This window comes from Neorhizobium sp. R1-B (assembly GCF_004368875.1).
Taxonomy (GTDB): Bacteria; Pseudomonadota; Alphaproteobacteria; order Rhizobiales; family Rhizobiaceae; genus Neorhizobium; species Neorhizobium huautlense.
This window is the reverse complement of sequence record NZ_SOEM01000036.1, coordinates 1-25,743: the sequence shown is the minus strand read 5'-3', so window position 1 is coordinate 25,743 and position 25,743 is coordinate 1. Positions and strand designations below refer to the sequence as shown.

Annotated in this window: 23 protein-coding genes and 1 pseudogene; 15 read left to right on the top strand and 9 right to left on the bottom strand. The window is 60.8% G+C overall.

Annotated elements, in window-relative coordinates; translation table 11 throughout:
* Positions 1-127 precede the first annotated feature (127 nt).
* On the top strand, positions 128-553 hold the full coding sequence (locus tag EDE05_RS25650; RefSeq protein ID WP_112803259.1) for a CBS domain-containing protein: 426 nt from the start codon (positions 128-130) through the stop codon (positions 551-553).
* A 99-nt stretch (positions 554-652) separates the two neighbouring features.
* Here the strand turns inward: EDE05_RS25650 and EDE05_RS25645 are convergent, their stop codons facing one another.
* Positions 653-2,062 carry a helix-turn-helix transcriptional regulator gene (locus EDE05_RS25645; RefSeq protein ID WP_132413378.1) on the bottom strand — a complete coding sequence of 470 codons (1,410 nt, stop codon included), beginning with the start codon at positions 2,060-2,062 and terminating at the stop codon, positions 653-655.
* Positions 2,063-2,178: 116 nt separating this feature from the next.
* On the opposite strand from EDE05_RS25645, the gene EDE05_RS25640 reads away from it, so the two are divergent.
* From EDE05_RS25640 to EDE05_RS25610, 7 genes are all read left to right on the top strand, one after another.
* A complete protein-coding gene (locus tag EDE05_RS25640; RefSeq protein WP_132413376.1) occupies positions 2,179-3,711 on the top strand; it encodes an acyl-CoA carboxylase subunit beta in 1,533 nt (510 codons plus the stop codon).
* A 91-nt stretch (positions 3,712-3,802) separates the two neighbouring features.
* A complete protein-coding gene (yghU, locus tag EDE05_RS25635; RefSeq protein WP_132413374.1) occupies positions 3,803-4,708 on the top strand; it encodes a glutathione-dependent disulfide-bond oxidoreductase in 906 nt (301 codons plus the stop codon).
* 10 nt (positions 4,709-4,718) lie between these two features.
* The gene (locus EDE05_RS25630) at positions 4,719-5,096 is read left to right on the top strand and encodes a hypothetical protein (RefSeq protein ID WP_132413372.1); all 378 of its coding nucleotides are present in this window, start codon (positions 4,719-4,721) and stop codon (positions 5,094-5,096) included.
* A 20-nt stretch (positions 5,097-5,116) separates the two neighbouring features.
* Entirely contained in the window at positions 5,117-5,527 is a 411-nt protein-coding gene (locus EDE05_RS25625) for a hypothetical protein (RefSeq protein ID WP_245505248.1), read from the top strand.
* 2 nt (positions 5,528-5,529) lie between these two features.
* Complete coding sequence (locus EDE05_RS25620) at positions 5,530-7,533, top strand: acetyl/propionyl/methylcrotonyl-CoA carboxylase subunit alpha (RefSeq protein ID WP_132413370.1); 2,004 nt, start codon at positions 5,530-5,532, stop codon at positions 7,531-7,533.
* A gap of 72 nt (positions 7,534-7,605) precedes the next feature.
* Positions 7,606-9,741: a methylmalonyl-CoA mutase gene (gene scpA / locus EDE05_RS25615; RefSeq protein WP_132413367.1), complete on the top strand. Its 2,136-nt coding sequence runs from the start codon at positions 7,606-7,608 to the stop codon at positions 9,739-9,741.
* A 33-nt stretch (positions 9,742-9,774) separates the two neighbouring features.
* A complete protein-coding gene (locus EDE05_RS25610) occupies positions 9,775-11,298 on the top strand; it encodes an alkaline phosphatase D family protein (RefSeq protein WP_132413365.1) in 1,524 nt (507 codons plus the stop codon).
* Between the two features lie 97 nt (positions 11,299-11,395).
* On the opposite strand, the gene EDE05_RS25605 is transcribed toward EDE05_RS25610, so the two are convergent.
* Genes EDE05_RS25605 through EDE05_RS25595 form a run of 3 tightly spaced genes read right to left on the bottom strand, consistent with a single transcriptional unit; the run spans position 11,396 to position 13,557 of the window.
* The gene (locus EDE05_RS25605; RefSeq protein WP_105383910.1) at positions 11,396-12,271 is read right to left on the bottom strand and encodes an amidohydrolase family protein; all 876 of its coding nucleotides are present in this window, start codon (positions 12,269-12,271) and stop codon (positions 11,396-11,398) included.
* 23 nt (positions 12,272-12,294) lie between these two features.
* The gene (locus EDE05_RS25600) at positions 12,295-12,750 is read right to left on the bottom strand and encodes a MarR family transcriptional regulator (RefSeq protein WP_132413363.1); all 456 of its coding nucleotides are present in this window, start codon (positions 12,748-12,750) and stop codon (positions 12,295-12,297) included.
* A gap of 12 nt (positions 12,751-12,762) precedes the next feature.
* A complete protein-coding gene (locus tag EDE05_RS25595; RefSeq protein ID WP_132413361.1) occupies positions 12,763-13,557 on the bottom strand; it encodes a crotonase/enoyl-CoA hydratase family protein in 795 nt (264 codons plus the stop codon).
* Positions 13,558-13,690: 133 nt separating this feature from the next.
* Between EDE05_RS25595 and EDE05_RS25590 the strand changes: the two genes are divergently transcribed.
* From EDE05_RS25590 to EDE05_RS25560, 7 genes are all read left to right on the top strand, one after another.
* Positions 13,691-15,547 carry a feruloyl-CoA synthase gene (locus EDE05_RS25590; protein WP_132413359.1) on the top strand — a complete coding sequence of 619 codons (1,857 nt, stop codon included), beginning with the start codon at positions 13,691-13,693 and terminating at the stop codon, positions 15,545-15,547.
* Entirely contained in the window at positions 15,544-16,305 is a 762-nt protein-coding gene (locus EDE05_RS25585) for an SDR family NAD(P)-dependent oxidoreductase (protein WP_132413357.1), read from the top strand. The genes EDE05_RS25590 and EDE05_RS25585 overlap by 4 nt, the downstream gene beginning before the upstream one ends.
* Before the next feature lie 5 nt (positions 16,306-16,310).
* Positions 16,311-17,918 carry an acyl-CoA dehydrogenase family protein gene (locus EDE05_RS25580; protein WP_165924273.1) on the top strand — a complete coding sequence of 536 codons (1,608 nt, stop codon included), beginning with the start codon at positions 16,311-16,313 and terminating at the stop codon, positions 17,916-17,918.
* A gap of 70 nt (positions 17,919-17,988) precedes the next feature.
* Entirely contained in the window at positions 17,989-18,897 is a 909-nt protein-coding gene (locus tag EDE05_RS25575) for a LysR family transcriptional regulator (protein ID WP_132413355.1), read from the top strand.
* A gap of 145 nt (positions 18,898-19,042) precedes the next feature.
* Positions 19,043-20,380 carry an FAD-dependent oxidoreductase gene (locus EDE05_RS25570; protein ID WP_132413353.1) on the top strand — a complete coding sequence of 446 codons (1,338 nt, stop codon included), beginning with the start codon at positions 19,043-19,045 and terminating at the stop codon, positions 20,378-20,380.
* 10 nt (positions 20,381-20,390) lie between these two features.
* Complete coding sequence (locus EDE05_RS25565; RefSeq protein WP_112796806.1) at positions 20,391-21,662, top strand: aconitase X catalytic domain-containing protein; 1,272 nt, start codon at positions 20,391-20,393, stop codon at positions 21,660-21,662.
* Positions 21,662-22,108 (top strand): DUF126 domain-containing protein, encoded by a 447-nt coding sequence (locus tag EDE05_RS25560; RefSeq protein ID WP_105373549.1) that lies wholly within the window; start codon positions 21,662-21,664, stop codon positions 22,106-22,108. The genes EDE05_RS25565 and EDE05_RS25560 overlap by 1 nt, the downstream gene beginning before the upstream one ends.
* A gap of 34 nt (positions 22,109-22,142) precedes the next feature.
* On the opposite strand, the gene EDE05_RS25555 is transcribed toward EDE05_RS25560, so the two are convergent.
* The 5 genes and pseudogenes from EDE05_RS25555 to EDE05_RS25535 all read right to left on the bottom strand — a co-directional run.
* Entirely contained in the window at positions 22,143-22,847 is a 705-nt protein-coding gene (locus EDE05_RS25555) for a ParA family protein (protein WP_132413351.1), read from the bottom strand.
* A 115-nt stretch (positions 22,848-22,962) separates the two neighbouring features.
* Positions 22,963-24,045 (bottom strand): chemotaxis response regulator protein-glutamate methylesterase, encoded by a 1,083-nt coding sequence (locus tag EDE05_RS25550; protein ID WP_132413349.1) that lies wholly within the window; start codon positions 24,043-24,045, stop codon positions 22,963-22,965.
* Between the two features lie 2 nt (positions 24,046-24,047).
* Positions 24,048-24,899: a protein-glutamate O-methyltransferase CheR gene (locus tag EDE05_RS25545; protein WP_132413347.1), complete on the bottom strand. Its 852-nt coding sequence runs from the start codon at positions 24,897-24,899 to the stop codon at positions 24,048-24,050.
* Between the two features lie 52 nt (positions 24,900-24,951).
* Positions 24,952-25,443 carry a chemotaxis protein CheW gene (locus EDE05_RS25540; protein ID WP_105373552.1) on the bottom strand — a complete coding sequence of 164 codons (492 nt, stop codon included), beginning with the start codon at positions 25,441-25,443 and terminating at the stop codon, positions 24,952-24,954.
* A pseudogene (locus EDE05_RS25535) lies at positions 25,443-25,743 on the bottom strand (methyl-accepting chemotaxis protein); the annotation flags it as partial. The pseudogene EDE05_RS25535 and the gene EDE05_RS25540, both read right to left, overlap by 1 nt.

The window sequence follows — 25,743 nt, the reverse complement described above, 5'->3', positions numbered from 1 at the left end:
GCAGCCTTAAATACCTACATCGGAGGCGCCAAATTCCTTTGGAGTGAGGTGAGCAGCTACGGCCTTAGCGGAGGCCATCTAAGGGCACATTCGATCGCTGATCTCACCAGAAGCAGGAGAAAGAACGATGAAAGTTTCAGATATCATGTCTCGCGATGTCAAAATCGCCAGCCCGCAGCAGACGCTCGCGGACGTGGCCAAGCGCATGGCCGACGACGAGATCGGCTTCATGCCGGTCGGTGAGGACGACCGCCTGGTCGGCACGATCACCGATCGCGATCTGGTGGTGCGCGGCCTCGCCGATGGGCTCGGCGGTGATGCCAAGGTTCGCGAAGTGATGACGCGAGACGTCAAATATTGCTTCGAGGATGAAGACATCGACGACGTCGCCAGAAATATGGGTCGAGTGCAGGTGCGCCGTCTCCCGGTCGTCAACCGCGACAAGCGCCTCACCGGCGTCGTCTCGCTCGGGGATGCTGCTCTGGTTGAAGCGGCCGCCGCCGGCGCCGGCCTGAAAAAGGTTGCGCGGCCTGGCGGGCAGCATGCCCAATGACCTGAATCGGATACCCGAAGCGGCGCCCGGCCGGCGCTTTGGCTTTTGATGAAAATGAGCTTGCTCCCACGGGTGGCTCGTAATGCCTAACCCTGGTCGCTACCAGAGTTTGTAAGGTGTGGTCTCGCGTATGTTGTGGTCCACGGAGATCTTGCGGCGGAAGGGTGGGACCGCTCGGCTCGTACAGTTCGGCCGCTCGCAGATGCGGCAGGATATGCCGATGGAATCGAAGCCTGCACGATCGGTCAGGTTCAGGCCGTCCGCATAGACGAAGGCTTCCGCGTAGGAAATCTCGCAGCCAAGCGCCAGAGCAAAAATCGGCTGGTGCGTTCTAAAGCCGCCGATGCCTTTGCTCACCTGTGTGGCCAGACATAAATAGCGCACCCCGTCCGGCGTCTCGGCAAGCTGGCGGATGATGCGTCCCGGCGCTTCGAACGCCTGATGGGCGTTCCAGAGCGGACAGGCCGCGCCGAAGCGTGCGAATTGCAGCTTGGTGGCGCTATGCCGCTTGGTGATGTTGCCGGCCCGGTCGATGCGGGCAAAAAAGATAGGCACGCCCTTGAGGCCGGGCCGCTGGAGGGTGGAAAGCCGGTGACACACCTGTTCGAGCGATGCGCCGAAACGCGCCGCCAGAAGCTCGATGTCGTGCCGGAGCTCCCGCGCCGCCTTCAGGAAGGCCTGATAGGGCATCAAAAGCGCGCCTGCGAAATAATTGTGAAGGCCAATGCGACAGATATCCACCGCTTGCTCGGTCCGGAAACCGGCATTGCGGGCGATCGTGTCGGCGAGCGCGCCGGCATGAAGCTGGGCAATTTCCACCGCCGCCTGAAAGACGCGCGTCTGGGCAGGCGCATAGGGATTCAAGGTCAGCACACAGGAACTCGGTTCGTATTGTCGGATGGTGTCGGAGGCCAGTGGCCCAAGCACCACACGCACGCCGAACTGCTTTTCCAGGTAATTCGTCAAAATTGGATAGCTGTCTGCAGACGGCAGGCCGAGGTCCAGTGCCAGCTTCTCGGCGGCCGTGTCGAGGTCGTGAAGGTAATTGTCGACGAAATGGAAGAAATCCCGCACTTCGTCATAGGGTGTGGTTTCCGCGGCCGCGGCCCTTCCCAGCCTGTCGTCCATACTGGCCAGTTGCTCGCCGCTGCGGCGATACGCCTGATGGCAGGTGATCAATGCATGTGCCAGCCCCGGCGCATTCTGGGTCACCAGCTTCAGTTCCTGAACGCTCGGTGCATAAGCCTGGAATAGGGGGTCGGACAACGCCTCGGCGAGCGCCGAGAGGAGCCGGTCCGTCTCGCCGGTCGACAGTTCGGCGATGTCGAGCTGGAACTTGTCTGCGAGCGCCAAAAGCACGGCGGCCGAAACCGGCCGCTGGTTGTTCTCGATCTGGTTAAGATAGCTGGTGGAGATGCCGATGCGCTCGGCGAACTGACTCTGCGTGGCATTGCTCGCCGCCCGCAGTTCCCTTACCTTCCGGCCTATGAAGAGCTTTCCGATTGCCATGTTCGCAGATTCGCAATTTTAGTTATGCGATTTTATAATTTCACAACGACACGCGTTCAATGGTTTTCTGAAGCACGTAGACGGAATAGGAAAAGTTAAAGCATCCGGGAGTGATCATGCGCGCGGTATTGGGTGAGGTTGAGAGGCGTCGGGCGGAAGCAAGGCTCGGTGGGGGTGAAAGGCGTATCGAGGCACAGCATGCCAAAGGCAAGCTGACGGCGCGCGAGCGCATCGAGGTGCTGCTCGACGAGGGCTCCTTCGAGGAGTTCGACATGTATGTCACCCACCGGGCTGTGGATTTCGGCATGGCCGAACAGAAGGTCGCGGGCGACGGCGTCGTCACGGGCTGGGGCACGATCAACGGCCGCCAGGTCTATGTCTTTAGTCAGGACTTTACGGTCCTTGGCGGTTCGCTTTCGGAAACCCATGCACAAAAAATCTGCAAGATCATGGATATGGCGGTACGTGTCGGCGCTCCGGTGATTGGACTGAATGATTCCGGCGGTGCCCGCATTCAGGAAGGCGTATCTTCGCTTGCCGGTTACGCGGAGGTCTTTCGCCGCAATGCCGAGGTCTCCGGCGTCATTCCGCAGATTTCGGTCATCATGGGCCCCTGCGCCGGCGGGGCGGTCTATTCGCCGGCCATGACCGACTTCATTTTCATGGTGCGCGACAGCTCCTACATGTTCGTCACAGGGCCGGACGTGGTGAAGACGGTCACCAACGAAATCGTCACGGCTGAAGAGCTCGGAGGCGCCGGCACCCATACGAAAAAATCGTCGGTCGCCGATGCAGCCTTCGAAAACGACATCGAAGCCTTGGAAGCTGTCCGGCAGCTCTTCGATTTCTTGCCGCTCAACAATCGCGAAAAACCGCCGGTCCGTCCCTTCCACGATGATCCGGCCCGCCTCGAAAACCGGCTGGATAGCCTCATTCCGGATAGCGCCGCCAAGCCCTACGACATGAAGGAGCTGATCCTGGCGGTCGCCGACGAGGGCGATTTCTTCGAGATCCAGGAGGCCTTTGCCCGGAACATCATCACCGGCTTCGTCCGAATCGAGGGCCAGACGGTTGGCGTCGTCGCCAACCAGCCGATGGTGCTCGCAGGCTGCCTGGATATCGACAGTTCGCGCAAGGCCGCACGTTTCGTGCGCTTCTGCGATGCTTTCTCGATCCCGATCCTGACGCTCGTCGACGTGCCGGGTTTCCTGCCCGGCGTGGCGCAGGAGTATGGCGGCGTCATTAAGCACGGCGCCAAGCTGCTGTTTGCCTATTCGGAGGCGACCGTGCCGATGGTGACGCTGATCACCCGTAAGGCCTATGGCGGCGCCTACGACGTGATGGCGTCCAAACATATCGGGGCCGATATCAACTATGCCTGGCCGACTGCCGAAATCGCGGTGATGGGAGCCAAGGGCGCGACCGAAATCCTCTACCGTTCCGAACTTGGCGACCCCGAGAAGATTGCGGCACGCACGAAGGAATACGAGGAGCGTTTCGCCAACCCGTTCGTCGCGGCCGAGCGCGGCTTCATCGATGAGGTGATCATGCCGCATTCGTCTCGTCGCCGCATCGCCCGCGCCTTTGCCTCGTTGCGCAACAAGCAGGTGACGACGCACTGGAAAAAGCACGACACAATCCCGCTCTGACGGGGGGCGGAAAAGCATTGAGGCAGTGCCTATATTGACCGCGTAGCGCTCGCCAGATGCGAGACCCGTTAGAGAACAAGGATCAATTTTCATGTCCGAAAAATCCCCCGCCGACAATTTTCCCGCCGGCTACGAGCCTTCGAAAGTATGGACTTGGGAAAAGGGCAATGGCGGCCAGTTCGCCAATATCAACCGTCCGATTGCCGGCCCGACCCACGAAAAGGTCCTGCCGGTCGGAAAGCACCCGCTGCAGCTTTATTCGCTCGGCACCCCGAACGGCGTGAAGGTCACCATTATGCTGGAGGAGTTGCTGGCCGCCGGTCACAAGGGCGCCGAATATGATGCCTGGCTCATCCGGATCGGTGAGGGCGACCAGTTCGGTTCCGGCTTTGTCGAGGTCAATCCCAATTCAAAAATCCCGGCTCTCATGGATCATGCGCCGAAGGGCGGCGGCGAACCTCTTCGAGTTTTCGAATCTGCTTCCATCCTCGTTTATCTGGCGGAAAAATTCGGCGCCTTCCTGCCGACCGACCCGCGGACGCGCACCGAGACATTCAACTGGCTGTTCTGGCAGATGGGCTCAGCGCCCTTTTTGGGCGGCGGGTTCGGCCATTTCTATGCCTATGCCCCGATGAAGATCAAATATGCGATCGACCGATATGCCATGGAGGTCAAGCGTCAGATGGATGTGCTGAACAGGCATTTGGCGAACAACGAATTCATGGCGGGCAGCGAATACACGATCGCCGACATGGCAATCTGGCCCTGGTATGGGCGGCTCGCCCTGAAGGACGCTTATAACGATGCGGGCGATTTTCTGTCCGTGGATGAATACGAGCATGTGCAGCGCTGGACAAAACAGATAGATCGGCGCTCCGCAGTCCGCCGAGGCCGTATGGTCAACCGGACATCGGGTGATCCGTCCGAACAGCTGCATGAACGCCACGATGCCTCCGACTTCGACACGAAGACGCAGGACAAGATCGCGATAGCCTGAGGAGAGCGGAATGGCCAGCCTGCCCGACATGACGAAACACCGGGGTTTCCCGTCCGGCATGCCGGGCACCGGCATCCAGTTCACCATCCGCCGCGCCAATCCAAAAGGGGTGACGCCGATCAAGGCCTTGCCCCGCCGCGGCCGTCCCGGCACGGCGGAGCATCGGGTCGACGCGGCCTTCCTGCATGCGCTCTGGCATCATTTCGGTCCGGAACCCTTCGAGCGCGGCAATCTCGACGCCGCTCGCCTCAACCTTCTCTTTGGCCGGGAAGTGGTGCCGGCGGAGAAGGATTTTGATCCCCTCTCCTATGAAGCTCTTCTCCAGATCAACGAGAAGGTTGCGCGCCAGAGTTTTCCCGAGTCCTTTGAAGACGTTTTCGAAGTGTGATGTCGGTGGGGAGGAGGGCAATGTCTCAACGTGATCTGCATATGGCGAGGCTGCCGGATCCCATTCGGTGGCTGAGGCGGTGGGCCGAGGGCGAGCGCTCCCGGGCCGCATCCCTCCACAACAGCCGCAAGCCAAGAATGACCCCGGAGGAAGCAAGGAGGGATCATTGGCAGATGCTGCGGTATCTCGGGCTTCACGCACTGGCCGGGATAGGTATCGGCGCAGCCGTCGGCACTGCCCTGATTCTCCTGGATATCGGCGGGCTTGGAAAGCTGCTGTCGCGGGCGCCCAATCCCATCCCTCCATTTCTTCTGGTGATTGTGCCGTTCGCCTCGCTCTTTGGCGGCGCCGCGGCTGCCTCAGCGATCTTCACCCTCCCCTATGACACCAAGTATCGCGACGAAGACGATAATCGCGAAGGCGAGTCCTGATCATGTTCAATAAAATCCTCATCGCCAATCGCGGCGAGATCGCCTGCCGGGTCATCAAGACGGCAAAGAAAATGGGCATCAAGACGGTCGCCGTCTATTCCGATGCCGATCGCGATGCCCTGCATGTGCGGATGGCCGACGAGGCGGTGCATATCGGTCCGGCGCCTTCGTCGCAGTCCTATATCGTCATCGACAACATCCTCCCCGCAATCAGGCAGACCGGTGCCGATGCCGTGCATCCGGGCTATGGGTTCCTCTCGGAAAATCCGGCGTTCGCGGAAGCTTTGGAAAAGGCTGGCATCGTCTTTATCGGTCCGCCCGTTGGGGCGATTCAAGCGATGGGCGACAAGATAACATCCAAAAAGCTGGCAGCCGAAGCCGGCGTCTCGACGGTACCTGGTCATATGGGCCTGATCGAAGACGCCGACGAGGCGGTGAGGATTGCTTCATCCATCGGTTATCCCGTGATGATCAAGGCGTCGGCGGGCGGTGGCGGCAAGGGCATGCGCATCGCCTGGAACGACATGGAGGCTCGCGAAGGCTTTCAGTCCTCGAAAAACGAGGCAAAAAGCTCCTTCGGCGACGACCGCATCTTCATCGAGAAATTTGTCACCGAGCCTCGTCATATCGAAATCCAGGTGCTTGGCGACAAACACGGCAATGTTCTCTACCTCGGCGAGCGCGAATGCTCGATCCAGCGACGCAACCAGAAAGTCATCGAGGAGGCGCCGTCGCCATTCCTCGACGAGGAGACGCGGCGGGCGATGGGCGAGCAGGCCGTCGCGCTTTCGAAGGCGGTCGGTTATTTTTCCGCCGGCACGGTCGAGTTCATTGTCGACGCCAGCCGCAATTTCTATTTCCTCGAGATGAACACCCGATTGCAGGTGGAGCATCCAGTCACAGAATTGATCACCGGCATCGATCTTGTCGAGCAGATGATCCGCGTCGCCGCCGGTGAAAAGCTCTCGTTCAACCAGGATGATGTCAAGCTCAACGGCTGGGCGATCGAAAGCCGGCTATATGCCGAGGACCCTTATCGCAGCTTCCTGCCCTCAATCGGGCGGCTGAGCCGTTACCGCCCGCCTCGCGAAGGCAGACATGACAACGGCACCGTGGTCCGCAATGACACCGGCGTGTACGAGGGTGGCGAAATTTCCATGTATTACGACCCGATGATCGCCAAGCTCTGCACTTGGGCACCGGACCGGTTGACGGCCATAAACGCCATGGGTGCCGCGCTCGATGATTTCGAGGTGGAGGGTATAGGCCATAACCTGCCCTTCCTCTCGGCGGTTATGGGTCAGGAACGCTTTCGCTCCGGTCGGTTGACGACCGCCTATATAGCCGAAGAGTTCCCTGAAGGGTTTTCCGGGGTGTTGCCGAATCAAGCGGCGGCGCGCAAGCTTGTCGCCATTGCCGTCCTCGCCAATCAGGCTCTTCAGGAGCGCGCCGTACAGGTTTCCGGCACAATCGGCAACCATCGCCGTGTCGTAGGCAAGGAATGGGTGGCGACGCTGGCCGGTTTCGAAGACGCCGTCACCCTCCAAACCACGCTCGACGGCACATCCGTCGTCTTCACCGATGGGACGCGAATGTCGGTCGCGAGCGGCTGGCTGCCGGGACAGAGCCACGCTGTTTTCCATATCGACGGTGAGGGAATGGGCGTAAAGGTCAATCTTGTCGGATCGGCAATCCGGTTGCGCTGGCGTGGTATGGATGTGACGGCGCGGGTTCGATCGCCGCGCGTAGCCGAGCTTGCCCGCCTGATGCCGAAGAAAGCTCCGCCGGACACTTCGAAAATGCTGCTTTGCCCCATGCCCGGCGTGATCACCTTGGTGGCGGTGAAGGCAGGGGATCACATCGAGGCGGGTCAGACGCTCGCCACAGTCGAGGCGATGAAGATGGAGAACGTCCTGAAGGCTGAGCGAAAGGGTGTCGTGAAACGAGTAGCTGCGGCTCCGGGGCAGAGCCTGGCGGTCGATGAGCTGATCCTGGAATTCGAGTAGCTCTTTCAGTTGAGGGCGCCTGACATATATCCGACGCAGGCGCGAGCGCTTTGCGGTAATGAGGTTTGAACGATGTCCGAAAAGACCGTGAAAGATTGGGAAGCTCTGGCGGAAAAAGAGCTGAAGGCGCCGCCGGAAACGCTCCTCTGGCACACCCCGGAGGGCATCGATGTCAAGCCGCTATACACGGACGAAGATCTTCAGGGCGTCAATCATCTCGGTTCGCTGCCGGGTTTCAAGCCTTTCGTACGTGGGCCACGTGCCACCATGTATGCCGGAAGGCCGTGGACCATCCGCCAATATGCCGGTTTCTCGACGGCCGAAGCCTCCAACGCCTTCTATCGCCGCAATCTGGCTGCCGGTCAGAAGGGTCTTTCGGTCGCTTTCGATCTTGCCACCCATCGCGGCTACGACTCCGACCATCCCCGCGTGGAGGGCGACGTCGGCAAGGCGGGGGTGGCGATCGATAGCGTAGAGGACATGAAGATCCTCTTCGACGGAATTCCGTTGAAGGAAATGTCCGTCTCCATGACCATGAACGGCGCCGTAATCCCCATCCTTGCCTCCTTCATCGTCGCCGGCGAGGAGCAGGGCTGTTCGCGGGCCGAGCTTTCCGGCACCATCCAGAACGACATCCTGAAGGAGTTCATGGTCCGCAATACCTACATCTACCCGCCTGAGCCCTCCATGCGGATCGTCGCCGACATTATCGAGTATACCGCGAAGGAAATGCCGCGCTTCAATTCAATTTCCATATCCGGCTATCATATGCAGGAGGCGGGCGCGACGCTGGTGCAGGAACTGGCCTTCACGCTCGCCGACGGCCGCGAATATGTTCGCGCTGCGCTTGCAAAGGGCCTGAACGTCGACGAGTTTGCCGGCCGTCTTTCCTTCTTCTTCGCAATCGGCATGAACTTCTTCATGGAGGCGGCAAAGCTGCGTGCCGCGCGCCTGCTCTGGTCCAGCATCATGGAAGAATTCAAGCCCCAGAAGGCATCGTCGCTGATGCTGCGCACCCACTGCCAGACATCAGGCGTCTCGCTGCAGGAGCAGGATCCATATAACAACGTTATCCGCACCGCCTACGAGGCTCTCTCGGCCGTTCTCGGCGGCACGCAGTCGCTGCACACCAATGCCCTGGACGAAGCCATGGCGCTTCCGACGGATTTTTCCGCCCGCATCGCCCGCAATACGCAGCTTATTTTGCAGCACGAGACCGGCGTCACCAAGGTCGTCGATCCGTTGGCAGGCTCCTATTATGTCGAAAGCCTCACCAATGAATTGGCGGAAAAGGCCTGGGCGCTGATTGAGGAGGTGGAGGCCATGGGGGGTATGACGAAAGCTGTCGCCGAAGGTTTGCCGAAGCGGCTGATAGAGGAGGCCGCCACCCGGCGCCAGGCTGCAGTGGACCGTGGCGAGGAGATCATCGTCGGCGTCAACAAGTATCGGCTGGAGAACGAGGACGAGCTGGATATCCTGGCGATCGACAACACCGCAGTCCGGAAGGCTCAGATCAAGCGGCTGGAGGAGGTACGCCGCCAGCGTGATCCGGCGCAAGTCGAGAAGACACTGAATGCCCTCTCCGATGTCGCCCGTTCCGGTCAGGGCAACCTACTCGCCGCTGCGGTCGAGGCGGCGCGGGCCCGTGCCACGGTGGGAGAAATCTCCGATGCGATGCGCAAGGCCTTCGGTGACCATTCCGCCGTGCCGGAAGTGGTCGGCGATATCTATGGCCCCGCCTACGAGGACGATCCGGAATATAAGACCCTTACCGCGCGCCTTGCCGATTACGCCAAAAGATCCGGCACCCCGAAGATCATGGTCGCCAAGCTTGGCCAGGATGGCCATGACCGCGGCGCCAAGGTAATCGCTTCCGCCTTCGGGGACATAGGCTTCGACGTGCTCGCCGGCCCGCTGTTCCAGACGCCCGAAGAGGCTGCCGAGCTTGCGATCAAGGAAAAGGTGCAAGTGGTCGGTATGTCTTCGCTTGCCGCCGGCCACAGGACGCTGGCGCCGCAGCTCGTGAAGGCGCTGAAACAGAACGGTGCCAAAAACATCATCGTTGTCGTCGGAGGTGTGGTCCCCCGACAGGACTACGACTATCTGATGGAACATGGCGTCTCGGCGGTATTCGGTCCCGGCACCAATGTTCTCGATGCTGCGAACTCCATCCTCGACCTGCTCGAAGGCAAGCGACGCAATATCTAGGCAAGGATCGCCGGGCGCTGGAAGGACTAATCTATGCCACGCATTGATCGGCGAAGCCTCCTGGCATGCGGACTTGCGGCTGCGGCCATCTGGCGACCGCTCGGGCAGGCACGTGCGGCAAGTTTTAAGGCTGATCCGTTTTCTCTGGGCGTCGCCTCCGGCTCGCCGCGGGCGAACAGTGTCGTCATCTGGACGCGACTGATTCTGGAAGATACGTCTGCGATCACTTCCGCCGATCCTTTTGCCCCTGCTCCGAAGCGGGTGGCGGAACCTATGGACATTGAGTGGATGGTCGCCGAGGACGAGACGTTCTCGAAAACGGTACAGTCCGGTCTTTTCCGCGCCGTACCGGAATTCGCGCATTCGGTGCATGTGGAAGTAAAGGGCCTGAAGCCCGGCCGCTGGTATTTCTACCGCTTCCGCTCCGGCAATGCGACAAGTCCGGTCGGCCGCACCCGAACTGCGCCAGAAAGCGGAGACGCTTTCCGTTTCGCTTTCGCTTCCTGCCAGCAATATGAGCAGGGTTTCTACAGCGCCTACGGTGAGATGGCCAGGAGCGACCTCGATCTCGTCGTGCACCTCGGCGACTACATCTACGAACGCAGCTACGGTGCCGAGCTTGTCCGCCGGCATGGAACCGGCGTGCCTTCGCTTCTCTACGAATTCCGTGATCGCTACGCGCTATACAAGTCGGACCCGCAATTGCAGGTGGCGCATGCCGCTTTCCCTTGGCTCACCATCTGGGACGATCACGAGGTCACCAACAATTATGCGAGCGATCGCGCGCCGGATGCTCCGAACCGGGCGGAGTTCCTCGACCGCCGCCGTGCTGCTTATCAGGCCTGGTTCGAACACATGCCGGTCCCGCCGGCCCTGGCTGCCGGCTTCGACGCGCTGCGCATTTATGATCACTATCGCTTTGGCAATCTGCTTGGCGTGAGCCTGCTCGATACGCGGCAATACCGCTCGCCGCAGCTTCAAGGCACCGCCGGGAACGATCAGGCGGAGCGGACCATGCTGGGGTCGGTCCAGGAACAATGGCTGGCAAGAACGCTCGGCATGTCGCAGGCGAAATGGAATATCATCGCTCAGCAGACGCTGGTTTCGGAACGCGACACCAAGGTGGGGCCTGAGACGGGTTATAATCTTGACGGCTGGGACGGCTACCGCGCCGCGCGTGGCAGATTACTGAGCGCCGTACAGTCTTCGGCTGCCTCGAACCCGATTGTCATCGGCGGTGATCTGCATGCCTTCTATGCCGCCGATGTGAAGCGGGATTTCATGGATGAAAAGGCGCGTCCGATCGCCAGCGAATTCGTCTGCGGCTCGATCACCTCGGATGCTCCGTCGGAGGCGAGCCTGGCGACGGCTCTCGCCGAGAACCCGCATCTCAAGTTTGCCTCCGGCAAGCATGGTTATGCGATCATGCGTCTCAGCGAGCGGTCTGCGGAGGTGGATTTCATCGGCATTGCCGACCGCAAGCAGCGGAATTCACCTGCCGCTGTTTTCCAACGCTTCGCCGTCGTTGACGGTGCTGCCGGCGTCAATCGGCTTTGACTCCTCTTTTAACTGATCTCATGCAGACAGCTCTTTCTGATCCAACGCCGCTTGTCGCGGAAGTCTGAGCAGCCGGGACGCGCTGTTGCGCGACTTTTTAGATCTTGAGAAGCTTGCGGGCATTCTCCTTGAGGATCAGAGGCCGCACCTCATCCTTGATTGGAATATTGGCAAAATCGGCCATCCAGCGATCCGGCGTGATTGCCGGCCAATCCGAGCCGAACAGCATTTTGTGCTTCAGGATGGAGTTGGCGTACTGCACTAGGATCGGCGGGAAATATTTGGGCGACCAGCCGGACATGTCGATATAGACATTCGGTTTGTGGGTCGCGACCGACAGCGCTTCTTCCTGCCACGGGAAAGAAGGGTGAGCCAGGATGATGGGCATATCGGGGAAATCGACCGCCACGTCATCGAGATGGATGGGGTTCGAGAACTTGAGCCGCATGCCCATGCCGCCGCGCATGCCGGCGCCGACACCGGTTTGGCCGGTATGGAAGAGTGTGATCGCGCCTTCCTCGGCAATTGCTTCGTAAAGCGGATATGCCATCCGGTCATTGGGGTAAAAACCCTGCATGGTCGGGTGAAATTTGAAACCCTTGACGCCGAACTCCCGTACAAGGCGGCGGGCTTCCCGTGCGCCGGCCTTGCCTTTCGCCGGGTCGATCGAGGCGAAGGGGATCATGATGTCACTGTTTTCGGCGGCGATCATGGCTACTTCTTCGTTATTGTAACGGCGGAAGCCGGTTTCCCGTTCGGCGTCGACCGGGAAGATCACACAGCCGATCTTGCGCTCACGATAATAGACGGCGGTTTCATTCACCGTCGGCAGCATGCCCTTGTGGCCGGCCGGGTTCTTGAAATATTTCGCCATGCCGGCCTGGAATTCGTCGTAGCCGTCGTCGCGCGGACCGCAGCAGGGCTCCTCCGCATGGGTATGGATGTCGATCGCGAGCAGTTCATCGATATTCAAGGCCGGCTCCTCCCGATCCTGTTTCAGTCAATCCCGACGAATTTCCGTAAGAGGCCCGTCAGTTGCTGGCGTTCGTCCCTGGTCAGGTTTTCGCCAACGGAATCCTCGTAGGTGAAAAACCAATGGCTTGCCTGTCTGATTTTGTCTGCGGCAGCCGGCGTAAGCGTGATTTCGACCGCCCGGCGATCATCGTCAGGAACCTGGCGTGTGACGAGGCCCTGATCTTCCAGCGCGCGGATGAGTTTGGTCATGTGGGCGCGTTTGATCATCAGCCTTTGGCCGAGCAGGCTCTGGCGGATGCCGGGGTTGTGAAGGATGACCCAGAGAACGGAGAACTCGCCCGGTTTCAGGTGGTGCTCTCCGACTTCTTCGAAAAACCGCTCATAGATCTTGAGCTGCGCGAGCCGCATCAGGAAGCCGAGCGCCGTGCTGAGCCGGTCTAGATCGACGTCTTCTGACGTGCGGACTGGCATATCCATGATGGTGTCCTCTCAGGCCGAACCCGGCGCCTTCAAACGCGCAGCCCGCTTTTCCAGAAAGGCCCGCAGCCGCTCCTCGGCTTCCGGACTGGTGGCGGTAAACGAGGAGATGAAGGATTCCACGAACAGGCCGTCTTCCTTCGCCATATCCTGAATGCGCGGGAGCGCATTGATGACGGCGTAATTGGAAATCTCGGCATTGCTCGCGGCCGCTTCCGCCAGCGCGTGCGCCTTTTGCCGCGCCGTGCCTTTTTCGACCACGTACTGGGCGAGGTTCCAACTCTCAGCTTCTTCGGCGGAGGCGACGCGACCGGTCAGCATCATGTCGGTCATTCGCGCGACGCCCATCAGCCGCGCGACTCGCACCGAACCGCCGCCGCCGACAAAGATGCCGCGCTGGCCTTCCGGCAGCGCAAAGAAGGCGGAGCGATCCGCGACGCGGATATGCGTGGCCGCCGCAAGTTCCAGGCCGCCCCCGACCACCGCGCCATGCAGAGCCGAAATCCACGGGATTGTGCCGTGCTCGATGCCGGAAAATACCGCATGCCAGCGGCGCGAGCCACGCACGCCTTCGATCGGCGTCTTCTTCACATGTTCGGCAAGGTCGAGCCCTGCACAGAAATGGTCGCCATGGCCGAAAAGGACGACGGCTTTCGCCTCGCTTTCGGCGCGGGCTATTGCCTCGGCGATCATCTCGACGAAGCGGTCGCTGATGGCGTTGCGTTTTTCCGGGCGGTTGAGACCAATATGGGCGATCTTGCCCTTGAGCTCATAGGTCACGAAGCTCGTTGCCGTCTGATCGGCCATTTTGTGCTTACTCCTCCAGCAACGGACGCTCCCATTCATCCGCCTTGAGTTTTTGATCGTTTACATGGAGATTGTTTCCTTGTAAACAAATTTTTGGGAGCCTGTGGAGGCATTGACGTCTGGGAGGAGTGTCATGGCCGGTCAATCCGCGCGTGATGTAAAGCTGTGGTCGCCTGTGGTAAAGTGGGAGGAACGGCCGGGCGGCGAGTTCCTGGTCTGGCGGGACGATCCCCTCGGTGCTTATCCGGACAAGCTCAACGAGCGGCTGGTGCATTGGGCAAAGACTGCGCCCGACCGCGCCTGGATGGCCGATCGCGACGCGACAGGGGGCTGGCGGACCGTAACCTATGGAGAGGCGCTCGACCGGGTACGGCGTATCGGTCAGTTCCTGCTCGACCTGAAACTTTCCGCCGAAAGTCCGCTCGTCATTCTCTCCGAAAATTCGATCGAACACGCCCTGATGGCGCTCGGCGCCCAGCATGTCGGGATACCTTCGGCGGCGATCGCGCCGGCATATGCAACGCTATCCGCCGACTTTGGAAAACTTGCCGAAATTGCCGCGCAGATCACGCCGGGCCTGGTGTTCGCCGATGACGCGGCCGTCTTCCGCAAAGCCGTCGATACGGCTTTCGGCGATGATGTCCCATTCGTTGCCATCAGCAATCTCCCGGGTGACCGGTCCAACTCATATCAGTTTGAGGACGTCATCGGTACCGAGCCGACAGCGGCCGTGGACGAGGCATTCGACGCCGTCGGCCCTGATACGATGGCGAAATTTCTCTTCACTTCCGGCACTACGGGTTCTCCCAAGGGAGTGATCCAGACTCAACGCATGCTCTGCTCGAACCAGGAAATGGTGGCTGACTGCTATGCTTATTTCCGCGACGAGCCTCCGGTCCTTGTCGATTGGTCTCCGTGGAACCATACGGCGAGCGGTAACAAGTGCTTCAACATCGTGATCTATCACGGCGGCACCTATTATATCGACCGCGGCAAGCCGACGCCGAAGCTGATCGGCCAGACAATCGCCAATCTGAGAGAGATCTCGCCCACCTGGTATTTCAACGTGCCTGCCGGTTACGAGATGCTGGTGCAGGAAATGCGCGAGGACGATACGCTCCGCCAGAACTTCTTCAAGAACCTGAAAATGATGATGTATGCCGGCGCCGGCATGGCGCAGCACACCTGGGATGCGTTGATCGAGCTTGCGGAAATGACTGTAGGGGGAAGCATTCCCCTCGGCACGGGCTTAGGTTCCACGGAAACGGCGCCATTTTCGCTTTTTTGCACGGATCCTCAGGACAAACCAGGCAATATTGGGATACCTGCTCAAGGCGTCACGCTGAAGCTGGTGCCCTTCGAAGACAAGTTCGAACTGCGCCTGAAGGGTCCGAACATCACCCCCGGTTATTGGCGGAACGAGAAGCTGACGGCAGCCGCCTTCGATGAAGAAGGATTTTACCGCATAGGCGACGCCGTGAAGTTTGCGGTTCCCGGCGACCCGAGCAAGGGGTTCTACTTTGACGGTCGGACGGCGGAGAATTTCAAGCTGCAGACGGGCACCTGGGTCGCCGTCGGCATGTTGCGCGCACAGTTCGTCAACCAGTTTGGCGGTCTTATCCGCGATGCTGTCATCACCGGCGAAAACCGGGCAGAACTCGGCGCGCTTGCCGTGCCGTTCATGCCGGCTTTGCGGGAGATCATTGCAGGAGAGACCGGCCTTTCCGATGAGGCGGTGATCGCGCATCCCAAGGTGAGGACGGCGATCGCTTCGCGCCTTGCCGGCCATCAGCGGCAGGCAAGCGGTTCGGCGACGCGCATCATGCGTGTGATGCTGATGACCGAGCCGTTGCGTTTCGAAAAGGGCGAAGTGACCGACAAGGGTTCGATCAACCAGCGTGCCGTGCTCGCTCAACGTAAGGACCTGGTCGAGGCGCTTTATGCGGATGGAGTGGATGTCATCCGCGTCGGGAAGGAGCTTGCGGCATGAAGATCGAGGGAGCGAGCGCGGTTGTGACGGGCGGCGGATCGGGGCTCGGCGAGGCGACGGCGCGCCAGCTCGCGAAACTTGGGGCGATCGTGCATATCTTCGACCGGAATTCGGCTGCCGCGGAGAAGGTAGCGGGTGAAATTGGCGGGACGGCGCTCCTTGGCGACGTGACAAACGAAGGTGATGCATCGCGTGCACTGGATATTGCAGCCGGAGCCGGCGACGGTCTTAGAATTCTCGTCAACTGCGCAGGCATAGGCACCGCCGGACGCATCCTCGGCAAGCAAGGCCCGATGCCGTTGGCCGATTTCGAAAGAGTGATCCGCATCAACCTGATCGGCACGTTCAACATGATGCGGCTTGCGGCCGAGCGCATGGCGGCGCTGCCGGAACGGGATGACAAGGCGCGCGGCGTGATCGTCAACACGGCCTCCGTCGCCGCCTTTGAGGGGCAGGTCGGTCAGGCGGCCTATGCGGCCTCCAAGGGAGGCATAGTTTCCCTGGCGCTGCCGGCGGCACGCGAATTCTCGCGCTTCGGTATCCGCGTCAATACGGTGGCGCCGGGCATTTTTCTCACTCCCTTGCTCCACGAATTGCCACAGGAGGCGCAGGATAGTCTGGCCGCTGCGATCCCTTATCCGTCGAGGCTCGGCGATCCGGCGGAATTTGCCGATGCGGTGCGGTTCCTGATTGAGAACCAGTATGTCAACGGCGAAGTGATCCGGCTCGACGGCGGCATCCGCATGCAGCCGCGGTGACACAGATGTCTTTCCAGGATCAGGCAAACCGGACGCTGGATCTCCTGGCCCTGACGCCGGGCTGGCAGCGGTTGAAGGAGATGCGGCAAGATTGCGACGATGAGACGGTCGTGGCGATCGTCGGGGAAGCGGCGAATTTTGCCGAAGGCATACTGGCGCCGTTGAATACGGTCGGTGACCGGGTCGGCGCACGGGTCGTTGATGGCCGCGTCAAGACGCCCGATGGATTTGCCGATGCGTTCCGGCAATATGCCGACGCCGGCTGGCTCGGAATGGACGTGCCGGAGGAGTTCGGCGGGCAGGCGGTGCCGCTGACGCTGCATGCCGCTTGTGCACCCCTCTTCGAACGCGGCTGCGTCGCACTCATGATGGCGGCGGGCTCCACGCGGGCCGCGGCCCATCTTCTGGCCGAGGTGGCCGACGAGGCGACTGCACGCGAATGGGTCCCGAAGCTCGCCTCGGGCGAATGGGCGGCTACGATCTGCATCTCGGAGCCGGAGGCCGGGTCCGATGTCGGGCGGCTTCGTACGAAAGCCGAGTTCCTAGATGGAGAATGGCTCGTCACGGGTCAGAAGATCTGGATTTCCTTCGGCGATCACGATATGGCGACACGCATCGGCCATTGCCTGCTTGCCCGCACGAACAATCAGCCGGGCACACGCGGCATCAGCCTCTTTCTCGTGCCGAATTTCGTCGATGGCCAGCCGAACGGGGTCACGCTCGACCGGATCGAGGAGAAGATGGGCCTGCACGGCTCCCCGACCTGCGCCATGCGATTCGACAATGCAAAGGGGGTTCTCCTTGGCAAGGAAGGGCGCGGCCTGCCGCAGCTCTTCACCATGATCGAGTTGATGCGGCTTCTCACCGGCTGCCAAGGGCTGGGTATTGCGTCCGCTGCCGCCGATATTGCCGAGGACTATGCCCGAGAGCGCCGACAGGGTGGCCCGGCGGACCAGCCACCGGTGCCGATCGCCAGCCATCCGGATATTCGGCGACAGCTCCATGAGTTGCGCAGCTCGACCGAAATCATGCGCGCAGCAGTGCTGGAACTGGCGACTGCCATGGATCTGGCTCAGTTGGAAGCCGAGCCGGGGCTGGAGGATTTTTGCGGCTGGATGCTGCCGCTGATCAAGAATTTCGGCGCGGAAACGGGCTTCGATGTCGCCCATCGGGCAATACAGGTGCTCGGCGGCGCCGGCTTCACCCGTGACTGGCCCCTCGAACAGTATCTGCGGGATTCCCGCGTCATGACGATTTACGAAGGCACGACGGGTATGCAGGCGTTGGATTTTCTGGCGCGGCGCCTCTGGCGTGACGAGGGCAAGGGGCTCAGCGTTTTTCTTCAGAAGGCGCGGGACGAGGTGGACGCCTATTCCGCGGAACATCCGGAGGCGTCAGAGGCGCTGCTTACGGTTCTCGACGACTTTGAGGCGCTGAGCGAGCGGATGATGGCGATGCAGAGTGATCCTGACGCGGCGCTTTACCGCGCGGACCATTATATGCGCGCCGCCTGGGCGACCGTATCTGCCTGGATAGCATTGCGCCTCTCCGATATCAGGGCGGTAGAACGGGTGAGGGCGGAGTTCGCACTTCATAGCGCGCTTTGTAAATAAGGTGAAGTTGCGCAGGCTCTGATTTGCATGTCTGATGCCCGCTTCGATTTTTGCTCGGAATGAGAAGACAGTGAACATACTTCTCGATATCGGCGCCTTTCTCGCAACCGCCCGCGCTGGGAGTTTTTCTGCGGCCGGTCGAGATCTGGGTGTTGCGACCTCCGTCATCACGAAGCGGGTCAGGCGTCTCGAAGACCATCTGAAAACCCAGCTTTTCGTGCGTACAACGCGACGTTTGGCGTTGACGCTCGATGGGGAGCGGTTAAGGCCGCGGCTGCAGCTTCTCGTCGGGGAGATCGAGGAGACCTTGGCCACGCCCAATACGCAGGAACTGGGATTGACAGGTTCGCTGCGCATCAAGGCGCCGACGACGCTGACGTCGATGTTCTTCGGCGATATCTGTGCCGCCTTCCAGGCGGCCAATCCGCGGGTCAAGCTGGAGATCGTGCTGCTCGACCGCTCCGTGAACCCGCTGGAGGAAGGGTTTGATGTGGCGGTGGGCGCGTTGCCGCAATCCTATGCCTATGTGATCGACCACCCGCTCTGCCCGTATCCGCGAGCCCTTTGCGCGGCACCGAGTTATTTTGCAAACCGCAGGAGGCCCAAGACTCCGACAGAGCTTGTCGGCCATGAATGCATCACGTTCCATACCATCGGCACGACCTGGACCTTCCAATTGGAAACAAGCGCGCTCAACGTGGAAATAACCTCGAATTTTACCGCGAACGACAGCCGTATCCTGCTTGCCGCCGCCAGGCAGGGATTAGGGCTCGCGATCCTCCCGCGGTTCCTCGCGCAGTCGGATCTGGACAATGGTATGCTGGAGGAAGTGATGCCGGAGTTTCCGGTTGAACCGTTATGGGTCAAGGCGTCGGTGCCGCGCATCAAGATGAACAGGAACGTCGTCGCCGAGTTCATCGCCTATGCGCAGAAACGGTTTGCGCAAGGAATTCCAACACAGGACATTCCTGCCTTCTGACAGGAGATCAGCGCTTGTTTACCTTCCAGTTTTCGCAAAACACGAAAGCTGATCGCTTAACTTGCCGGGTTCCGATGACGGTATCTTCAGCTACCATCCGACCGATAAGTGCCGACAGGATACGGCACCGTGCGAAAGAGGCGTGATGTCACAGATGCTGAGCAGGGAAACCCGGATCGTCAGGCGCGAAAAGGCGGCGCCGTTTCGCAAGCTTAAGGCAGATATCTGCGTCGTCGGCGCGGGTATCGCCGGTATTTCCGCAGCCCTCGAAGCGGCTCGGCTCGGCCGTTCGGTGGTCATCGTGGATGGACAGGCAGCGCTTGGCGGACAGGCCGTCAACTCGATCATCGCCACCTTCTGCGGCCTCTTTTCCAACGGCACCCACGGCTATCAATTCACCTACGGCGTGGCCGATGAGCTGCTTGCCTACCTCGAGACGCAGGACAAGGCAGTCCATTACCGGCACGGACCAAATACCACCGTCGTTTATTACGACGAAGTGGTGCTCGGGCGCTGGATGGAGAATGCCGTTCTTGAGGCGGGTATTCAGGTCGTGCTTGGCGCCACCATTCTCGACGTGCATGTCGAGGGACGACGTATCGTTCAGACGGACTTCATGACGCGTTACGGCGGCGTATCCGTCGAGGCTACGGGCTGGGTTGAGGCAAGCGGCGATGCCGCACTCGTCTGGCAAGCCGGTTTTGCGTGCCGCGAGCCCGAAAGGGGCGGCGTCTTCGGCACGCAGATGGTGGTACTGGAGAATATCGATGAGGCAAAGCAGCCGACGCGCTACGAGATCGCCGACCGGATGAAGGACAAGGGCGCGGGTTACGGCCTCCTGCGTCGCGAGGGGCTTGGCTTCACTATTCCCGGCCGCGGCATCGCCGCAATGAACATGACCCATGTGGAGACGCCGCTCGATCCGGTTGAGGCATCCAGGAAGGCGCTTGAAGGCAAAGACCAGGCAGCGCGTGCTGTGGAGTTCCTGAAGACGGAGTTTCCCGAATGCTTCGGCAATGCCCGCATCCGCTCCTTCGGCCTGCCGGGCATCCGTCAGACCCGCTGGATCGCCGGTCGGCATCATCTGACGGTGGAAGAGATAAAGGCTGGCACCAGGTTTGACGATGCTGTCGCCCGCACGGCGTGGCCGATCGAGTTGCATGATCATGGCGACGGTCATCATTGGATCACCTTCGACGAGGACCATGCCCACTACATCCCGCTCGGCAGCCTGACGCCGGAGGAATGCGATAACGTTGCGGCCGCCGGTCGGTGTATCGATGCGGATTCCGCCGCCCTTTCGAGTGTAAGGGTCATGGGGCCTTGCATCGGCATGGGCATGGCCGCCGCCAATGCTCTCGATCTTGCCGGGACGGGCAGCGTGCACCAGATCGATCTCGCAGCACTTCGCGAACGGGTTTCTGATAATGTCGAAAAGAAGCATTATCGCTGGTCCGACGAGGAAATGCGCGCCGCATCGTGAGGAGGAAGCGATGAAGCTGAGCGACTATGAGAAGGCTATGTATGACGGCGAGCACGGCCGTGCCAAGGCACGTGCCATGGACCTGCTCGTGCGCTACGGCGAAGCGCTCGGCGCTGAACGGCTGGTCGAGACCAACAATGTTGCAGGCGCCTTCAACGCCTCGACGCCCTCTGTGCAGCCGATCGCCCGGAAGGGCATGGAGCATGTCTATTCCGAGCTCAACCTCGACAGCGACGAGGTGGTGGAGGTGCCGCATATGGTGGCGCATACCTGCCAGCTGATCACCGGTATCGACAACGACAATTGGGAACTGCAGGGCGTTGATAAATCCCTTGTGGACATGCAGCGGGAAAACGAAAAGTTCCTCGGCCGCCGCGGCGTCAACATGTTCGCCACCTGCACGCCCTATCAGGTTGGCAATGTGCCGGTGAAGGGCGAGCATTGCGCATGGATGGAATCCTCGGCGGTGATCTACTGCAACTCCGTGCTGGGTGCCCGAACCAATGTCGAGGGAAAGGAAAGTACCGGTGCCGCGGCGCTGACGGGCCGAATTCCTTATTGGGGTTTCCACATCACCGAAAACCGTCGCGGCACCCATTTGGTCGAGCTCGATATCGAGGTCGACGAGATGATGGATTGGGGGCTTTTGGGCTATTACCTCGGCGAGGTGATCGGCGAAGATATTCCCGTCGTGGAAGGCCCTATCCGCCAGCCGGATCTCGTCAAGCTCAAACATTTTGGCGCTGCCGCGGCATCGTCGGGCGGTGTCGAGATGTATCATATCCCCGGGATCACGCCGGAAGCGGAATCGGTCGAGGAAGCCTTTGGTGGCCGCAAAATGCAGGGCACGTTCCGGTACGGTTCTCAACAACGTCGCGAGACCTATGAGAAGCTGCAGAGCGCGACCGAGAAAAAAGTCGATTTCATCATGCTTGGCTGCCCGCATAACTCCATCGATCAGATGTCGCTGATCGCCCATCTCCTTGAGGGCAATCGAATTCATTCGGATGTGGCGCTGTGGGTGCACACGCCGCGGGCCATCAAGCAGGTCGCCGAACGCAATGGCTACATCGATGTCATCAAGGAAGCAGGCGGCGTCGTGATGAGCGACACCTGTCCCGCCATCTCCCGCCGTTTGCCACAGGGGACCCGCGTCATCGCCACCGATTCCGCCAAGCAGGCGCATTATCTGCCGGCGATCACCGGGGTGCAGGGTTGGTTCGGCTCCGTACGTGATTGCGTGGATGCCGCGCTGACGGGGACGTGGAACGGGAGGATCTGATGGATATCGCGGCCGAAACCAGAACTGAAACCATCGTCCTCAAGGGGCGCAAGGTGGTGGGGGGGCGCTCGGAGGGCGAGGCGCTGGTGACATCAGAGACGATTTCCGGCTGGGGCGGCATCAACGAGCGGAGCGGTGCAATCATAGAACGTCGCCACGAGCTCAGGGGGGTCTCATTCGCCGGCAAGGTTCTGGTCTTTCCCGGCGCCAAGGGCTCGTCCGGCTGGTCGGCCTATTTCCATATGACGCGATTGAACGGCGTCCAGCCTGCGGCGATGATCTTTACGCGGATGACGACGAAGATCGCGCTCGGTGCGGTCGTCACCCGCGTGCCGGCGGTCACCGATCTCGATCGGGATCCGCTGTTGGTGATCGAGACCGGCGATTGGGTTACAGTCGATGCCGATGCCGGCACGGTGACCGTGATCAAGAAGACGCGGCCATAAACTCACCTCCAGGCAGAGTTCTTCCGGTCGCGCTTCAGGCGGCCCGGACGAAGCGGCTCGAAAGCGGCGCGCGTTTGTGCAATGGCACGCGGCGGAGCATTTCCAGCGCGAAAAGCCTTGCATTTTGCCGGGCCTTGTCGAGATTGCTGATCCGGGCTTCGTCCATCGTGTAAAGCGTGCCGCCGAGATCGAAGATGTCGCGGAACGCAGCACGTTCGATGATCGGCGTATCGAGCACGTCGACATTGCGCTCTGCGAGCAGCATCTTGACCGTCAGCAGGGCGCGAGTGGTCACCATGGAGTTGACGCGCGTCAGCACCACGGAATGGGGCACGCGGAGGTTGGCCTTTTCTGCGAGGTAGCGCAGCAGTTCCAGGACGTTGGCGCCCCCTTGGGCGTCCATGGCGCAGCCCTGGATGGGGATCAGGACATGGTCTGAGAGGCCGATCGCCTTGGCGAGCAGCGGGCTCTGGGCGCCGGGCAGATCCAGCACGAAATAGTCCGTCTTGTGCCGGTTTTCCAGGATATGGCGTTCGATCGACGCCTGGGTGACATAGGAGATGACATTGAGCCTGTCGTCCGCCGGCGAGAGCTGATGCCAGCGCGAGATCCAGTATTGCGGATCGGCATCGAGGATCGTGACGCGATAGCCTTGCTCTACCAGTTCTGTGGCGAGAAGAAGCACGGCCGTGGTCTTGCCTGCACCGCCCTTGGTGTTGGCAAAGGTTATAACTGGCATCTTGGGTCCCCGTCCGGCTGCCGAGCGCAAATTGCTCTTCACCGCACCCTCATGATGCGTGGCGTCATTCTTGCCAAACATGGTTAATGAGGCATGAAGGCTGAATTGGCAGATTTCACCGCCGGCGATCGGCAGCTAGGATTTCCCGCCCGATCTGGTCGAGCGGCACGATCCTGTCGACGCCCCCATGTGCGATCGCTTCCTTCGGCATGCCGAAGACGACCGAGGTGGCTTCATCCTGGGCAACCGTATAGGCGCCGGCCTGATGCATCTCATTCATGCCGCGGGCGCCGTCGTCGCCCATGCCGGTCATGATAACGCCCATGGCGTTGGCGCCCGCTGACCTCGCGGCGGAGCGGAACAGCACGTCGACAGAAGGGCGATGGCGACTGACGAGCGGCCCAGACCGGATGGAGACTTCGTAACGGGCGCCACGCCGTTCGAGCAGCATGTGCTTGTCGCCGGGCGCGATCAGCACGTGGCCGCGCAGAACAGGATCGCCGTCGACAGCCTCCTTGACCTCCACCTGGCAGAGGCTGTTAAGGCGTTGGGCAAACGCTGCGGTGAATTTCTCCGGCATGTGCTGGACGATGACGATGCCCGGCGAGTTAGCGGGCAGGGCCTCGAGAAGCTCGCGCAATGCTTCGGTGCCGCCGGTGGACGCGCCGACGCAGACGACCATTTCGGTCGTTTTTGCCATGGCGCCGGCTCTTGGAGGCGGCATGATCGCATCCGCGGTAAGCTTGGCGGTTGTGCTTCCTTCCACAAGTCGCGATGCGCGCAGCTTGCCGACCCGGGCGCGGGCGGCACCTTTGACCGCAGTTCGGATGCGATCGGCCGCTTCGGCGAGATGATCCGCCGCGCCGATCTTCGGCTTCAGAATGATATCCACGGCGCCGGCTTCCAGCGCCTGCATCAGAGTTTCCGATCCGGCTTCCGTCAGCGATGAACACATCACCACCGGAATGGGATGCTGCGACATCAGCTTGCGCAGGAAAGTGATGCCGTCCATCTGGGGCATTTCGACATCGAGCGTGATGACGTCGGGGATTTCTTCACGAATCTTCCGCGCCGCCATGAAGGGATCGTTGGCGACCCCCATGACTTCGATATCGGGATCGGCCGACAGGATTGAAGACAAAATCTGCCGGACGCTCGCCGAGTCATCGATGATCAGGACGCGGATTTTGCCCATCATGCTCATACTCGCCTGAAGATCGTATTCGCGACCTGTCTGATCGGCAGATCGAACCCCGTTACCGTTTCGGAATGGCCAATGAACAGATAACCCCCCGGCATCAGCCGGTCACAGAGCCTTGTAAGTACATGGCTCTGGGTATGTTTATCGAAGTAAATCAAGACGTTGCGGCAGAAAATCATATGCATCGGATCGCCGACGGCATAGGCGTCGTCCATCAGGTTCAGCCGTGCGAAGCCCACATGGGAACGGAGCTTGGGAGCGATACGCATTTCATGCCGGCGGGGATCCGACGCCCGCATCACGTATTTCCGCATCATCTCGGACGGGACCGGCTGAAGAAGTTCGCTCTGATAGATGCCGCGTTGAGCCTTTTGCAGCACGTCGGTGGAGAGGTCCGTTGCGAGTACGAAATAATCCCTCTCCGGCGCGTTGGCCGCAAGATAGTCGGACAGCACCATGGCCATGGTGTAAGGTTCTGCGCCGGTCGAGCAGGCGGAGCTCCAGGTACGGATGCGTCGCTCGTTGAAGTTCCGCAGGATATCCGGCAGTGCCGCCCTCGTCATGTATTCGAAATGTTTCGGTTCACGGAAGAAGTCGGTCTTGTTGGTCGTGACCGCGTCGATGAGGAAGATCGCTTCCGCCTCGATGCCGCCTTGCTTGAAAAGATAGTCGCAATAGCTGTCGAAGGTCTGCATGCCGGTGACCCGCAGGCGCCGCCGAAGCCGCCCCTCCAGCATGGTCATTTTCGTATGGGGCATCTTGATGCCGCTGTAATTGTATATGTATTCCGCCAGTACGTCGAAATCGCGCTTGCTCAGCCGATCGTCGAGCGGCTGGCTTCTCATCGCCATGCTCACGCACTCACCCCCGTCATGTTGACTTTCCAGGCCCGCGTCCCTGTTCCTACGCGACCTGAGCCTGCGGCCCGACATCGGCGAGGGCCGAACCGGAATCCGAGAACAGTCGCGCAAGATCGACAATGACCACGAAGCCGCCGTCCCGTCGCACGACGCCCGCGATGTAGTCCGAGCGCCAGCGCACGCCGATGTCCGGTGCGGTCTCGATCTGCTCGCTGCGGAACGGCACGACTTCGAAAACCCGATCTGCCACAAGGCCGAGCGCCAGAACGCGATCGGCGACAGGCACATCGAGCACCAGGATCCGCGTATGGGACGTCTTGACGGTCCTGGACATCCCGAGACGCAGACGGAGATCAATAACCGGGACACCCTGACCGCGGACATCGCGCAACCCCAGAAGATATTCCGGGCCATGCGGGATCTTGAACGGCTCCTCATGGTCAAGGATCTCGCGGACCACCTCCACGGGGACCGCGAAGAGCTCTTCGCCGAGGGCGAAGGTTACGAATTGCGCTTCGGAAGATATTGCAGCCATTATGCACGCTCCCTGAAATCATCGTCGTCGGAGTCCGGCCCACCCATGGATAGGTCGAGGGCGAAACCCCTGGCACGGGCCTGCTGCGCCGCCAACGATTGTTCAGCCGGCCGGGTGGTGTAGCCTTTATGCGTCGGCTGTGCTGAAGATCTTGCTGGGGCTTGCTTGGTTGCTGCGATCTGGCCTCGCTGCTTGGAGCCGGTGCGATCGACCTTGAAGAAGGCGATCGATGCCTGCAGTTCCTCGGCCTGAGCGGCCAGTTCTTCCGATGTCGCAGACATCTCTTCGGATGCGCCGGCA

Coding starts and splice junctions, on each gene's coding strand:
- EDE05_RS25585 (WP_132413357.1), top strand. CDS start 15,544: ATGAAGATCGAGGGAGCGAGCGCGGTTGTGACGGGCGGCGGATCGGGG.
- EDE05_RS25540 (WP_105373552.1), bottom strand. CDS start 25,443: ATGGCTGCAATATCTTCCGAAGCGCAATTCGTAACCTTCGCCCTCGGC.
- EDE05_RS25620 (WP_132413370.1), top strand. CDS start 5,530: ATGTTCAATAAAATCCTCATCGCCAATCGCGGCGAGATCGCCTGCCGG.
- EDE05_RS25550 (WP_132413349.1), bottom strand. CDS start 24,045: ATGATGGGCAAAATCCGCGTCCTGATCATCGATGACTCGGCGAGCGTC.
- scpA (WP_132413367.1), top strand. CDS start 7,606: ATGTCCGAAAAGACCGTGAAAGATTGGGAAGCTCTGGCGGAAAAAGAG.
- yghU (WP_132413374.1), top strand. CDS start 3,803: ATGTCCGAAAAATCCCCCGCCGACAATTTTCCCGCCGGCTACGAGCCT.
- EDE05_RS25545 (WP_132413347.1), bottom strand. CDS start 24,899: ATGGCGATGAGAAGCCAGCCGCTCGACGATCGGCTGAGCAAGCGCGAT.
- EDE05_RS25560 (WP_105373549.1), top strand. CDS start 21,662: ATGGATATCGCGGCCGAAACCAGAACTGAAACCATCGTCCTCAAGGGG.
- EDE05_RS25645 (WP_132413378.1), bottom strand. CDS start 2,062: ATGGCAATCGGAAAGCTCTTCATAGGCCGGAAGGTAAGGGAACTGCGG.
- EDE05_RS25565 (WP_112796806.1), top strand. CDS start 20,391: ATGAAGCTGAGCGACTATGAGAAGGCTATGTATGACGGCGAGCACGGC.
- EDE05_RS25580 (WP_165924273.1), top strand. CDS start 16,311: ATGTCTTTCCAGGATCAGGCAAACCGGACGCTGGATCTCCTGGCCCTG.
- EDE05_RS25600 (WP_132413363.1), bottom strand. CDS start 12,750: ATGGATATGCCAGTCCGCACGTCAGAAGACGTCGATCTAGACCGGCTC.
- EDE05_RS25590 (WP_132413359.1), top strand. CDS start 13,691: ATGGCCGGTCAATCCGCGCGTGATGTAAAGCTGTGGTCGCCTGTGGTA.
- EDE05_RS25570 (WP_132413353.1), top strand. CDS start 19,043: ATGTCACAGATGCTGAGCAGGGAAACCCGGATCGTCAGGCGCGAAAAG.
- EDE05_RS25625 (WP_245505248.1), top strand. CDS start 5,117: ATGTCTCAACGTGATCTGCATATGGCGAGGCTGCCGGATCCCATTCGG.
- EDE05_RS25650 (WP_112803259.1), top strand. CDS start 128: ATGAAAGTTTCAGATATCATGTCTCGCGATGTCAAAATCGCCAGCCCG.
- EDE05_RS25610 (WP_132413365.1), top strand. CDS start 9,775: ATGCCACGCATTGATCGGCGAAGCCTCCTGGCATGCGGACTTGCGGCT.
- EDE05_RS25555 (WP_132413351.1), bottom strand. CDS start 22,847: ATGCCAGTTATAACCTTTGCCAACACCAAGGGCGGTGCAGGCAAGACC.
- EDE05_RS25630 (WP_132413372.1), top strand. CDS start 4,719: ATGGCCAGCCTGCCCGACATGACGAAACACCGGGGTTTCCCGTCCGGC.
- EDE05_RS25595 (WP_132413361.1), bottom strand. CDS start 13,557: ATGGCCGATCAGACGGCAACGAGCTTCGTGACCTATGAGCTCAAGGGC.
- EDE05_RS25640 (WP_132413376.1), top strand. CDS start 2,179: ATGCGCGCGGTATTGGGTGAGGTTGAGAGGCGTCGGGCGGAAGCAAGG.